At 44.6% G+C, this 13,116-nt stretch carries 10 protein-coding genes; 6 read left to right on the forward strand and 4 right to left on the reverse strand.

Translation table 11 applies throughout. From position 1 onward, the window contains the following. Positions 1 to 377: 377 nt before the first annotated feature. Both V7K41_RS20900 and V7K41_RS20905 read right to left on the reverse strand, forming a co-directional pair. Complete coding sequence (locus V7K41_RS20900; protein ID WP_099099524.1) at positions 378 to 608, reverse strand: DUF6737 family protein; 231 nt, start codon at positions 606 to 608, stop codon at positions 378 to 380. 59 nt (positions 609 to 667) lie between these two features. Continuing rightward, positions 668 to 2,287: a cyclic peptide export ABC transporter gene (locus V7K41_RS20905; protein WP_334851261.1), complete on the reverse strand. Its 1,620-nt coding sequence runs from the start codon at positions 2,285 to 2,287 to the stop codon at positions 668 to 670. Positions 2,288 to 2,626: 339 nt separating this feature from the next. On the opposite strand from V7K41_RS20905, the gene V7K41_RS20910 reads away from it, so the two are divergent. The 6 genes from V7K41_RS20910 (at position 2,627) to V7K41_RS20935 (ending at position 10,993) form a co-directional block, all read left to right on the forward strand. After that, the gene (locus V7K41_RS20910; RefSeq protein WP_334851263.1) at positions 2,627 to 4,282 is read left to right on the forward strand and encodes a B12-binding domain-containing radical SAM protein; all 1,656 of its coding nucleotides are present in this window, start codon (positions 2,627 to 2,629) and stop codon (positions 4,280 to 4,282) included. Positions 4,283 to 4,516: 234 nt separating this feature from the next. Next, positions 4,517 to 5,326, forward strand: coding sequence for an SDR family NAD(P)-dependent oxidoreductase (locus tag V7K41_RS20915; RefSeq protein ID WP_334851265.1), 810 nt, complete (start codon positions 4,517 to 4,519; stop codon positions 5,324 to 5,326). A 484-nt stretch (positions 5,327 to 5,810) separates the two neighbouring features. Further along, the gene (locus V7K41_RS20920; RefSeq protein ID WP_334851277.1) at positions 5,811 to 6,623 is read left to right on the forward strand and encodes an MBL fold metallo-hydrolase; all 813 of its coding nucleotides are present in this window, start codon (positions 5,811 to 5,813) and stop codon (positions 6,621 to 6,623) included. A gap of 224 nt (positions 6,624 to 6,847) precedes the next feature. Then, positions 6,848 to 8,026, forward strand: coding sequence for a zinc-dependent alcohol dehydrogenase (locus V7K41_RS20925; RefSeq protein ID WP_334851266.1), 1,179 nt, complete (start codon positions 6,848 to 6,850; stop codon positions 8,024 to 8,026). 374 nt (positions 8,027 to 8,400) lie between these two features. Beyond that, positions 8,401 to 9,027 (forward strand): CDP-alcohol phosphatidyltransferase family protein, encoded by a 627-nt coding sequence (locus V7K41_RS20930; protein ID WP_334851268.1) that lies wholly within the window; start codon positions 8,401 to 8,403, stop codon positions 9,025 to 9,027. A 406-nt stretch (positions 9,028 to 9,433) separates the two neighbouring features. After that, a complete protein-coding gene (locus V7K41_RS20935) occupies positions 9,434 to 10,993 on the forward strand; it encodes a GMC family oxidoreductase (RefSeq protein ID WP_334851270.1) in 1,560 nt (519 codons plus the stop codon). Positions 10,994 to 11,873: 880 nt separating this feature from the next. On the opposite strand, the gene V7K41_RS20940 is transcribed toward V7K41_RS20935, so the two are convergent. Beyond that, the gene (locus V7K41_RS20940) at positions 11,874 to 12,518 is read right to left on the reverse strand and encodes a GNAT family N-acetyltransferase (protein ID WP_334851272.1); all 645 of its coding nucleotides are present in this window, start codon (positions 12,516 to 12,518) and stop codon (positions 11,874 to 11,876) included. 48 nt (positions 12,519 to 12,566) lie between these two features. Further along, positions 12,567 to 12,710, reverse strand: a complete 144-nt coding sequence (locus V7K41_RS20945) for a hypothetical protein (protein WP_334851274.1) — start codon at positions 12,708 to 12,710, stop codon at positions 12,567 to 12,569. Between the last annotated feature and the right edge of the window lie 406 nt (positions 12,711 to 13,116).

Below are 13,116 nucleotides of genomic sequence, written 5' to 3' on the forward strand. Positions count from 1 at the left end.
TCTCTGCACGTCTACGCAGAGATGATACGATGTCCGGTTAAAGAGCGATCGTTAAGACCGTAGGGGTTAGATGGAAGGGATTTTTGAGATTATTGCATAGATTCGGGAATTATAACTAATTAGCTGGACGCGATCTGAGAGGTTGTTTGAAAAGTATTTGTCTGTGACTTTAAACACTCACTGATCCCCCCTAGCCCCCCTTTTTAAGGGGGGAAAAGCTTCAAAGTCCCCCTTTTTAAGGGGGATTTAGGGGGATCTGAAATGTTCTGCTACTAACAACAGGACTTTTCAAACATCCTCTGAGATGCTAAATCTCTGAACACGGTGGAATAATTTTCTCTACCTGGACTAATTTCCAGCATTACATCAAGCTCAAACTACTCTTTATACGACTCCAAAATTCCACTGCGAATCATTAGTTGTGGCCAAAACAACACAAAAAATGCCATCCACGTTCCTATAGGGATGGAAACGAGAACTGTTAGCCAGATAGTTTTAAATAGTAACCAGCTACCACCAATCAGTGTTACACCTGTGAGAACTATAGACCAGGGTTGACACCACCAAGGTTTGTAGTTCCAAGGATTTATGGGCTTTTGTTCAGACATTAGTTTTATTTAGTCAAACTCCAAATATTCTTTGAACAATTATGAATTGTTTTGACAGATTAAGTTTTATCGTACTCTATTTTTCCATAGTCAAGTTTAATAATTCGGTCTGCTAAATGAAAATAGCGATCGTCATGGCTAATCACCAGCACTGTTTTACCCCGCGATCGCAGTTCTGGGAGAAGTTGAGTGTAGAATATTTTCTTGAATACTGGATCTTGATCGGCTGCCCACTCATCAAATAGATAAATTGGTCGATCTTCCAAATAGGCTGTGAGTAAAGCTAGCCGTTTTCGTTGTCCTTGAGAAAGAGCAGTTGTCGAAATTTGTCCATTTTCAACTTTCACCTTATGGTCTAGTTGCAGTTGTTGTAAATATTTTCTGGCTTGAGCATCTAAGTTAGAATTTTTTAAACCTAAAAGTTGTTCAAATAAATAAAAGTCGGAAAACACCACGGAAAAATGTTGGCGATACCATTCTCGATTCTCTTCACTAATTAACTCATCATCAAACAAAACTTCGCCGTTTTCTGGGACATAAAGCCCAGTAATTAGTTTCGCTAATGTAGATTTACCGCTACCATTACCGCCGACAATGAAGACTAATTCTTGAGGATGCAGTGTCAAATCTATGGGGCCAAAAATAAAGCTATTGTCTTCTTGCTCTGTGTAGTAAGTATGGGTGACACTTTTAAATTTTAAGCTGTGCCAGTCAGATTTTAGAGCAGGTGGAACAGTTGATATTTCAGTTCGACTAGCTAAAGATAAACCCAGTGATTCGATTTTTTGTAAGGCAATACTGGCTTTGCTTAATAAAGGAAGTTTACTAATGATGTTATCCATTGGTAACACCAAGTAAGTGAAAGTCAAAATGTAACCAGAGAGAGTTTCGGGATTGATGGTAAGCAGATTAGGCAGTACAAACAGAACAAAACCAAGGGCAAAAAAGAATATGAGTTGACCCCAACTTGAAGTTATGGCAAAAAAGGTTAGACCATTAACGTTGTGATGACGGAACTCGTTAGCAGTTGATTGCAGCTTTTCTTCTAAAAAGTCTTCACGCCGCCTGTAGTTTAGTTTGAGTTCCTTGACTCCTTCGGTAATGGTGCGAAAATGTTTAAATAGATGATCTTCATCTTCACGAGCTAGGGTCAGTAATTGCCTGCCTCTGTTGAGTAGCCACTGACTACTAGCGATCGCAACTACTGAAATCCCACAAACCATCAACAATACTAACCAAGAAAGCCAGGTTATATACGTTATACAACCCAGGACGATCGCTAAATTAATAAAGATGAAAGGCATCTGATAAACAGCATTAGCAACCGCCTGAATATCTTCTGTTAAAGTTGCCAATAATCGAGGATTCCCTAAGCGTTCCAGATGACTCAACTCCGAAGCAAGAATTTGGCGACTCAAACGCATTCGTAATTGCAAGACTGCATTCTGAGAAAGACGAATCAGCATCACTTGAGAAATGATACTAGTAATTAGTGCAACTATTGCCAGTCCCGCAAAACCCCAAATTATCGATGTGAGGCGGGAAGCATTACCGCTACTTGCAGCATGGCTAATTAAGGCAATCAAGCCAGCACTACTACCGCCACTCAAAAATCCGGTAGCGATCGCGATCGCTACCATCCCCCACGAAGAACGTAAAAGAAAGTAAATCAAATTCATGACAAATGCCTATACCCAGTTGGATACAACAAAAAATGAAAATCTCTCTTTTTATGTCCCATGCGCGATTTCCATGATAGTTGTTTGCCAACCAATTAAATTTGCATTGCTAGGGTAGATTTTATATTTTACCAGTTAAACACCCCTTCAAATATGACGATGAATCAGGCAGAAGGCAACATTGGGCGATTTATAATTTTTAGGACTTTGTTTTGAGCAAAAATACATTTATAATTCCTTCTGCCTTCTGCCTTTCTTTGGTAAGCTAGTTGGAATTACAGCTAATTATGTCAATAAACTGTCAAATTACCTGCTCAGTTTTCCAGGGTGAAATTTGCGATGACTGTGAATTTAAAGTCTTTAGAGAACCAAATTAATGTAGCGGGCGATTCTAAAACCGCTTCTGTCACTCAAGGAACCCGCTACGTTCCTTCGCACCATCGACGCATTCTGTGTATCTTTCCCAAATACAGCCGCTCCTTTGGTACTTTTCATCACGCCTACCCACTTATGGGTAATGTCCGGGCTTTTATGCCACCCCAAGGTATTTTAATTGTGGCTGCCTACTTACCCAAAGAATGGGAAGTCCGGTTTATTGATGAGAATGTCAAATCAGCAACGAGATATGATTATCAATGGGCTGATGTGGTGATTGTGAGTGGAATGCATATCCAAAAACCACAGATTAATCAAATTAATGAACTTGCCCATCGAGCGGGGAAAATTACAGTTGTAGGTGGCCCCTCGGTATCTGGGTGTCCAGAATATTATCCTGAGTTTGACATTTTGAATTTGGGTGAATTGGGAGATGGAAGCGATCGCATGATCGAATATCTAGACCAAAACTCGCAACGTCCCCAAACGCAAATTCGCTTTGAAACCAAGGAACGTCTACCTTTAACAGAGTTTCCTACCCCAGCTTACCATTTGCTGAATATTAATGATTATTTCCTGGCAAATGTACAGTTTTCTAGTGGTTGCCCTTATCGCTGCGAGTTTTGTGATATTCCCGAACTCTATGGCAACAGCCCCCGGATGAAAACACCAGAGCAAGTAGTCGCAGAGTTAGATGCAATGCGACAATCTGGTAATTTGGGGGCAGTGTATTTTGTCGATGATAACTTTGTTGGCGATCGCCGCGCCGCCATGAAGTTGCTTCCTCATCTGATTGACTGGCAAAAACGCAATGGCTACCCCATCCAGTTTGCCTGTGAAGCAACGCTGAATCTAGCTCAAAGTCCAAAGCTGTTGGAAATGATGCGCGAAGCCTATTTTTGCACAATCTTTTGCGGGATCGAAACACCAGAACCAAATGCTCTCCATGCGATTTCCAAAGACCAAAATCTGAGTATGCCAATCTTAAAAGCGATTCAGGTTTTAAATAGCTATGGTATGGAAGTAGTATCAGGAATCATCATCGGATTAGATACAGATACACCAGAAACAGCAGACCGAATTATTGAATTTATGCGGGCATCGCAAATTCCCATGTTGACAATTAACCTACTTCATGCATTACCAAGAACACCATTATGGCGGAGATTAGAAGCAGAAGGACGACTTGTCTTTGATGAAAGCCGCGAATCAAATGTTGAGTTTTTGATGCCCTACGAGCAAGTTGTTGAGATGTGGCGGCGCTGTATCACAACTGCTTATCAGCCGGAATTTTTATATCAGCGGTTTGCCTACAACATGGAACACACCTATCCAAACCGCATCGAAGTACCTAACAGCCCAGCTCGCACTTCTGGGGCTAATATTCGCAAAGGTTTAACTTATTTAACCAATATTTTGCTGCGGATAGGCATATTTAGTAACTATCGTCAAACTTTTTGGAAAATGGCCAAGCCAGCACTGAAAGCAGGTAATATTGAAAACTTGGTTCACGTTGGACTTGTCGGACACCATTTAATTAAGTTTGCCCAAGATTGCGCCAAAAATGAAGAATCAGCTTCATTTTATTCCCAGAAAATTGTTACGAAAGTTCGTAGCTAACGTCACAATTAAAATAAGTTTTGAGAGACTGAAAGTCTGTTAAAAGTAAGTCCTGAACTCTAGAAAAGTAACCTTAAAGACACACTCGCGATACTTCCTTGGAAAGACGCAATCGCACTCCTACCTGCCTAATATTGTAAGAGTTGAAAGCCCACAGTCCACGTAGAAGTATTTGGTAGCTAAAAAAAGCAAGCCATCGTAAAGGAGTGTGGAGCGGTTACATAGGAGTTTTGGATGGTTATGAACAGTTCGTTGACCCGACCCTTGGCTGTTGTGACAGGTGCCTCCAACGGCATCGGTTACGAACTCGCCAAACAGTTTGCTCAAAACGGCTTTGATCTTTTAGTCACAGCCACCGGATCGAGCCTTAACGAAGTGGCTATTGCCTTCGAGGGGCTGGGTGCTAAAGTTGAGACGCTACAGGCCGATCTCGCTAGCTATGACGGAGTTGAGACGCTCTACAACCAGATTAAGGCAACTGGGCGACCAGTGGATGCGATCGCTATCAACGCAGGTGTTGGAGTTGGCGGTGAGTTTGCCCGTGAAACCGACTTGAAAGACGAACTTAATCTGATCGATCTGAACGTCGTATCCTCTGTACATCTTGCCAAACGAGTAGTAAAGGACATGGTTGGACGTGGCAAGGGGCGAATCCTTTTCACGTCATCGATTGCCGCTTTGATGCCCGGCCCGTTCGAGACAGTCTACGCCGCCTCCAAGGCGTTTGTCCACTCCTTTTCAGAGGGGCTACGCAACGAGTTGAAGGACACGGGCGTTACCGTCACCGCGCTGATGCCCGGACCCACCGATACCAACTTTTTCCACCGTGCGGGTATGGACGACACAAAAGTGGGCGCCGATCAAAAGGACGATCCAGCTGAGGTCGCCAAGCAGGGTTTTGAAGCCTTGATGGCAGGTAAGGATCAGATCATCGCTGGTTCGCTCAAAACGAAGCTTCAGGGCAATGTAAGCAAGGTATTACCTGATACCGTCAATGCTGAACAGCACCGCAAACTCAGTGAGCCTGGGTCAGCCCATAAGTAATTTCATGTCCGGGTAAAGACTTATCATTTAGACCGCAGTTCTTGCTGGGGGCAGGGGGCAGGGAGCAGGGAGCAGGGGGCTAGGGGGAAAGAGGCTTTTGGGATTTTTGCACAGATGCGGTAATCATAAGTGATTAACCGGACTTGATATAATTTCACTTAATCAAGCGAATATACTCAGTTGGCACTTTTGTTAAATAGGGTGCGATCGCCTGGGCTAAGGACAGCAACGAAGCTAAGTAAGTGGGCAGAATAAAACCGAACTGTGTGAAGAAAAGTAAATAAGGGTCAAACCCTTTTTCCCCCTGCTCCCTGCTCCCTGCTCCCTGCCCCCTGCCCCCTGCAAGAACTGCCCTATCCTAACGATAATTATTTACGCCCACCTACTTAATCGCGCAGTCGCTAATCTCACACATTTAGGATGGTCTGAAAGTCAGAGTCGTAACGGAGGATTCATGCAAATTCATCATCTCAATTGCGGCTGCATGTGCCCGATTGGCGGGGCCCTCTTCGATGGCTTCAGTCGCGGTCCGACGGCTCACCTCGTCTGCCACTGTCTGCTTGTGGAGACAGAGCAAGGACTCGTTCTAATTGATACTGGCTTCGGACTGCGCGATATCAAGTCGCCTTACTCCCGCCTCAGCCCGTTCTTCATTCATTTCAATGGCATCCAGTTTGATAAAAAATACACGGCACTCGATCAAATTGAGCGGCTCGGATTTTCTGCGCCAGATGTGCGTCATATTGTGCTTACCCACCTCGATTTCGATCATGCCGGTGGTCTGGAAGATTTCCCGGAAGCAACCGTGCACGTAATGCAGACTGAGATTGAAACCGCCCAGGATCGGCACGGCTTCATCGCCAGACGCCGCTATCGTCCAGAACAGTGGGATGAGGTTAAGCACTGGAAGTATTATTCGGCGGGAGGCGAACCTTGGTTCGGCTTTGAAGCAGTACGTGACCTCGACGGACTACCGCCGGAGATTCTCTTTATCCCGCTTGTTGGTCACACGCGGGGTCATGCTGGTATCGCCATCGAGACACCAGAGGGTTGGCTCCTACATGCAGGTGATGCTTACTTTTATCGGCACGAAATGGACTCACCCAAAAGACGCTGCACGCCAGGTTTGCGTGCTTACCAATGGATGATGGAGGTGGATCGTCAGGCTCGGTTGCTCAATCAAGATCGGCTACGTGCATTATCGAGCGATCGCAATCAGGAGGTGCGTCTCTTCTGTAGTCACGATGCTGTGGAGTTCAAAGCGTTCGCTGACCAATCTAGCGGCTCTCAAAACTAGAAATTTCATCATTTACGAAGCCGTGCCACTAAGACCGATGTACAAATCAGAACTGATTCATACTGCTGACTTTTTAGGCAAATCCTAGCCCTATTCCGTATCTGCATTGACGCTCAACCAGTTCTGCTGCGGTGAATCCGGCTCGACCGAAAGGTAATTGACAAAATTCCTGGTAGATGCATTTCCCTATTAACAAATAACTTAACTTGAGGAAATTTCAACGTATGAAAGCAGTTTGCTGGCAAGGTACTCACAATGTCCAAGTCGATACAGTACCCGATCCCAAAATTATTAATCCGCGTGATGCTATTGTTAAAATCACGTCAACGGCGATTTGTGGTTCTGATTTGCATCTTTATGACGGCTACAACCCGACGATGCAAAAAGGCGACATCCTGGGTCATGAATTCATGGGAGAAGTCGTTGAGTTAGGGAGGGCTGTCAAGAATGTAAATATAGGCGATCGCGTTGTCGTCCCCTTTACCATTTCCTGCGGCTCGTGTTTCTTCTGCAATCGGGATTTATGGTCGCTGTGCGATAACTCCAATCCCAACGCTTGGATGGCAGAAAAAATGCTGGGTCATTCCCCATCGGGTCTTTTCGGCTACTCCCATCTGACAGGGGGTTACGCAGGAGGTCAAGCCGAATATGCCCGCGTTCCCTTTGCCGATGTTGGTTTGTTCAAGATTCCAGATGGACTGACAGACGAACAGGTTTTGTTTCTGACTGATATCTATCCCACCGGATACATGGCTGCGGAAAACTGTGACATTCAGCCTGGAGATACAGTCGCAATCTGGGGTTGCGGGCCAGTTGGGCAATTTGCGATTAGAAGCGCCTTTCTTCTCGGTGCTGGGCGGGTGATTGCAATCGATCGCGTTCCCGAACGCCTCCAGATGGCAAAAGCCGGTGGCGCAGAAATCCTCAACTATGAAGAAGTCGAGGTGGGTGAAGCCCTGAAAGAAATGACGGGTGGACGCGGCCCCGACTCGGTAATGGATGCGGTGGGTATGGAAGCTCACGGTTTGGGTTTGGAAGGCTTCTATGACAAGGCCAAGCAAGCAGTGCGTCTAGAGACCGATCGCCCCAATGTGCTACGTCAAGCGATCGTTGCCTGTCGCAAAGGCGGCACTGTGTCCGTTCCCGGTGTTTACACTGGTTTTGTAGACAAGATGCCTATGGGGGCTTTCATGAATAAAGGCTTAACGATGAAAACGGGACAAACACACGTTCATCGGTACTTGCGTCCGTTGCTCGATCGCGTTCAAAAAGGCGATATCGATCCATCGTTCGTGATTACCCATCGTCTACCCCTAGATCAAGCACCGCACGGCTACCAAATTTTCAAGGACAAGCAGGACAACTGTATCAAGATTGTACTCAAGCCTGGTCAGTCCACCTGAAACCTTTTGATGCACCCACGGCTTGAAGCCGTGGGATTCATACGTAGAATAACCCCTATCTACTCGACTCAGGTCTTGTCTTGTGCCTACTTTTAATTGCTGTAATCCTAGTCTCAAGCTACAGCGTTGGTATCCAAATATGGACATCTTAAAACCGCCAGTTATTAAGTAAAAATCTATAGGACTCATATTTGATTTTTGAAAAAAACTCAGTACACTTTATTCCTTCTTAAGAGTCCCCAGTCCCCAGTCCCCAGTCCCTAGTCTCTACAAGTAATTCAGGAATCAAATCGGATTGCTATATATCTCTAAGTAGATGTGGTAATTTACAGTGTTATGAACATTAAAAGACCATATCAAATTCAAGTTTATCTATGACCACAAAGCCTTGGGATGCTCAACTTGCTCACTGGCTAGTTAGACCTCTAAAAGACAGTTGGGTAAGCCCCAATCATCTCACCACAGTGAGACTTGTAACTGGGTTAGCAGCTGCCGTGGCGATATCTACGACGGGCTACGCCTACGCGGTTGGCGATGCCATCTGGGTTAACATTGGAGCAGGGCTGTTTGCTTTATCCAACTTTCTCGATCACACAGACGGTGAATTAGCTCGTTTGAGTGGGAAAAGTAGCAAATGGGGACATCAGTATGACCTTGCTAGTGACGCTATCATCCACATTCTATTGTTTGTGTGTATTGGATATGGTCTTAGAGAGGGAAAATTTGGTTGGTGGGCGTTGGTGATGGGGATAGTATCTGGCGTGTCTGTTGCTTGCATCTTTCATTTGCGAAACCAAATGGAACAGCGTTTAGGTAAAGACGCCAGCCGTCAACCAAATTTCGCCGGTTTTGACATTGAAGACGTGCTGTATTTGTTTCCCATAGTTACCTTGCTAAATGGATTAGAGCCGTTACTAATAGCAGCTACAATTGGTGCACCAGCCTTTGCTGTGTGGGTAATTTGGCAATTTTGGGCACTCCCGCAGCCTGAATCAAACTAATATAACGGGGCATTCATTGGGCAGAAAGCTAATAAAACGGGCTTTTCTGCTTTATTAAATGCACAATCAAATTTTACGATCGCACTACCTAAGCCTGGTAACAGGTTTATTTTTCTATTATTTAAATGAACACATTTTTTAATATTTATTTATAAAGTTTCATATTTTGCGTATATCCCAGCTAAATTTCTTATATAGCAAAGTTAAGAAAAAGAGTAATTTGAGTCAATTTATAGCAATACAGATTAATCTGCTCTTGATTTTACATAAAAGTATCTAAAAGCAGATGGCGACCACCATCTATTTATTAAAACTCCTAATTGCAATTATCAGATATTGAAAGTCGGGAGTAATTGTGGTATTGGATAAATGATATTACACAGCAAAACGTTCTTGATTCAGGGGAATGGTAATTAAAAACCAATATGACTACATTGTGATTGGTGCAGGTTCGGCAGGCTGCGTTGTCGCCAACCGTCTGACAGAAGAACCTGAAACCACTGTGTTGTTACTCGAAGCAGGCAAAGAGGATACAAAACCGGAGATTCAAATCCCCTCAGAATGTACAAACCTACCAGGCTCCGAGGTGGACTGGGGCTATTTCTCTGAACCAGAACCCTACCTCAATAACCGCAAAATCTTTTGTCCCCGTGGCAAAGTCTTGGGCGGCAGCAGTTCGATTAATTTCATGACTTATATTCGAGGCAACGATCGCGATTATAACCACTGGAGGGAATTGGGGAATCCCGGTTGGAGTTACCAGGATATATTGCCCTATTTCAAAAAATCTGAGAACCAACAACGAGGTGTTTCCGAATACCACGGTGTAGATGGCGAGTTGAGTGTGACCGATGTCATTTCCCCATCTGCAATATCCCAACGATTTGTAGATGCATGTGTGACAATGGGTTATGACGAAAATCCTGATTTCAACGGAATGCAGCAGTCAGGTGCGGGGCCTTTTCAGGTGACTATCAAGGACGGGAAACGACACAGTACTGCTGCTGCATTCCTGGTGCCAATTCTCAAGCGTCCCAATTTGACAACAATGACTGGAGCGTTAGTGACTCGGTTGCTTTTTGAGGGAACTTGCACTGTTGGGGTGGAATATCTGCACGAGAGCATACTGCACCAGGTCAGGGTCAACAAAGAGGTGATTTTAAGTGCTGGCGCGTTCGATTCGCCCAAACTGCTGATGCTTTCCGGCATTGGCGATGCAGAGTACCTGCAAGCAATGGGAATTCCGGTCGTTGTTGATTTACCAGGTGTCGGACAAAACCTCCAAGACCACGTTTGCGTTCCTGTGCCATACGAGGCAACTCAGGATTTACACAGTAATGGGATCGCTGAAACTGGATTATTTTTGCATAGCGAGGGTCATCTAGACGCTGCGCCAGATTTAGAGTTGATCTTCGCTCCCATTTTGAGGGTACCTCCTGGCTATCCCAACTCTGGTTTCGGTTTCACGGGTATAATCGTTTTGACTCATCCCCAAAACATTGGCAGTATCAGTTTGCGTCCTGCCGAAGGCAGCAGCGCTTTGCTATCATCTGATCCCAAAGATACACCAATGATTCGGCTGAACTATCTACAAAGTCAATCCGATGTGCAAAAGCTAGTTGACGCGATTAAATTAACACGCAAATTGTTTCATACTAGTGCTTTTGATGAGTTTCGAGGCAGAGAAGTTGCGCCTGGTGCCGATGTGACTAGCGATGAAGCACTCGTTGCATACATCCGAGAAGTTTGCAGTACTGTGTATCATCCTATCGGCACCTGCAAAATGGGAACTGATCCAATGGCGGTTGTAGACCCCGAACTACGGGTACATGGGGTTAAGGGGTTGCGTGTCGTCGATGCCTCAATTATGCCAACTTTAATCACGGGACATACGAACGCGCCGACAATTATGATCGGCGAAAAAGCAGCCGATTTAATTAAAGCCGCTCTTCGCGTTTCACAGTAAGTAACTTTCAAGAAACATATTGCCTGGGGTGAGAAATAGGAATCTGACTTTTCACAGGATGTGGAAAAGACAATCAGATTTTTTAAACCTGACTACAACAACTGGTTGAGAATAAAGATTTAAACGATTTGTCCAAGAGCTAGACAGTTTCTCATGAGGGTTATTGTATTTGTTATTAGAAAAAAATCTTGCGATGCCTGCGGCGGGCTACGCCTACGCTTTGTATACAAAAGCTCTAGAATTCAGAAATGGCAAAACTTTTCGGAGAGTGACACAAGAGGATTAGAGGTTGTTTGAAAAGTGTTTCGCTGTGATTTTGGACTTTTGTAGGAATTGAATTTGTCTGTTCCCTTGCTGAAGAAGTGCATCAGCCTCGAAAAGCTTTGCCTAGAGGAATAGTTCTGGATCTTTAGAATCCCCGGCATTTTTAATGCGGGGAGCAGTCATATCATGTCCGGTCAAAGACTTATCATTTAGATCGCAGGGGGCAGGGGGCAGGGGGCAGGGGGCAGGGGGCAGGGGGCAGGGGGCAGGGGGCAGGGGGCAGGGGGCAGGGAGCAGGGAGCAGGGGGAAAGAGACTTTTGGGATTTTTGCACAGATCCGGTAATCATAAGTGATTAACCGGACTTGATATCAGATTATCTGTTTTTACAGTTTGAGGAGTGACTTCTGTGGTAGCAATGCAAATAGTTTTGCGAATTTTTCTTTGGCGTTTTTCCTCTTTTGATATAGCAGAAGGCAGGAGGCAGAAGGCAGGAGGCAGGAGGCAGGAGGTAAAACTATTCCTAACATTCACGCTTTTAAAAGGTCATAACCTATGTGACTACGGCTATAAATTCATGTCGGACTATGGAAGAGTAGCGATCGCATCATCGCTCGCTATCCTTCAGTCTTCCGATCTGGGTAACGAATCATTGGAAACAGCGTCGGCGATGTACCTGCTTGAATAGTACCGATCGCTTCAAACCCGTGCCGCTCATAAAAGGGGACATTACTTGGGTTTGAGGATTCGAGATAGGCTGGGGTTTGGGTGCGATCGCATTCTTGTAAGATGTTCTGTATCAACGCAGATCCATATCCTTTGCCTTGCTGCTTGGGTTCAACTCCTAGAATTGCCAAATACCAATGCGGCTCAGTCGGGTGATAGTGTTCCATCTGTTCTATCATCGCAAACATATCGGCTTGCTTTTGCCCTGCGAGGCTGCGCTGAATTAGGTCAATTAGCGGCTGTGCATCTGGTTCGATTCCGGGTGGAACCCAAAGTGCTGCACCAAAGTAGTCGCCTATATAGTAAGCAGTATTATGTTCAAAGGCTTTACCTCCAAAAATGCTAATGAATTGCGGGAAATAGGTCAGATATTGGCGAAGTTCAGGATATAACCATCGTGACGCCGGGTCTGTGTTAAACGCTAGCACCTCCAATGCAACGACATTGGCGACATTAGACTCAGTGACCAATTTAATGGTTGCAGTAATTGGTTCTACTTCATTTCTAGAACTTACATTCAAGGGTGTAGTGTGCATTACTGGCTCCTTAGTGTTGGAGGAATGAGGGTTAAAGTGCGTTGATAGTTATTGTAAAAGCGTAGGGTTGAAGTTGCTAGAAAAGTTCTGATTTTCACCTGACAGGGGGACAATAAGCTGTAAATGAATTAGTTTTGGCAGAAAATCAACTGGTGCTGCAAGCGATCGCTTCAGGGATATAGCAACAGGCACAAAGAATTCGCGAATTGTGTTTGTAATTCAATCCTCTGGTTTTTCTTCCTCCTATTACTTTTTTACTCAGCACTCGTTACTCAGCACTCAGCACTGTTTCGGTGACTCATGAATTAAAGCTATAGTAATGCAGCAAGACAAAAGTTTTCCTGCTTTTGTGGAAAATACTGCAAGAAAAACAAGTGGTACTTTCCTGAGTCTGTACAGTGTGGCTCATGCTACACGTTGCAGGATTTTAGGAAGCGAAAGATTTTTTTAAAGTTCTACAATTACTAGAGTAAATGGTATGTTTATTTTTGCAATCCTCTATTAGTAAGTAGCTAGGCGCAATTAAATATAAGACGCTCAAGGTCATATCCACCCTTTAAACTTCTAGCTTCCATGCCATCAATAATTGCTATAGCTA

The organism is Nostoc sp., assembly GCF_036917415.1.
GTDB lineage: Bacteria > Cyanobacteriota > Cyanobacteriia > Cyanobacteriales > Nostocaceae > Nostoc.

Bases quoted from the DNA above. Each gene is read 5' to 3' on its own strand.
- V7K41_RS20900 (WP_099099524.1), bottom strand. From the start codon at position 608: ATGTCTGAACAAAAGCCCATAAATCCTTGGAACTACAAACCTTGGTGG.
- V7K41_RS20905 (WP_334851261.1), bottom strand. From the start codon at position 2,287: ATGAATTTGATTTACTTTCTTTTACGTTCTTCGTGGGGGATGGTAGCG.
- V7K41_RS20910 (WP_334851263.1), top strand. From the start codon at position 2,627: ATGACTGTGAATTTAAAGTCTTTAGAGAACCAAATTAATGTAGCGGGC.
- V7K41_RS20915 (WP_334851265.1), top strand. From the start codon at position 4,517: ATGGTTATGAACAGTTCGTTGACCCGACCCTTGGCTGTTGTGACAGGT.
- V7K41_RS20920 (WP_334851277.1), top strand. From the start codon at position 5,811: ATGTGCCCGATTGGCGGGGCCCTCTTCGATGGCTTCAGTCGCGGTCCG.
- V7K41_RS20925 (WP_334851266.1), top strand. From the start codon at position 6,848: ATGAAAGCAGTTTGCTGGCAAGGTACTCACAATGTCCAAGTCGATACA.
- V7K41_RS20930 (WP_334851268.1), top strand. From the start codon at position 8,401: ATGACCACAAAGCCTTGGGATGCTCAACTTGCTCACTGGCTAGTTAGA.
- V7K41_RS20935 (WP_334851270.1), top strand. From the start codon at position 9,434: ATGGTAATTAAAAACCAATATGACTACATTGTGATTGGTGCAGGTTCG.
- V7K41_RS20940 (WP_334851272.1), bottom strand. From the start codon at position 12,518: ATGCACACTACACCCTTGAATGTAAGTTCTAGAAATGAAGTAGAACCA.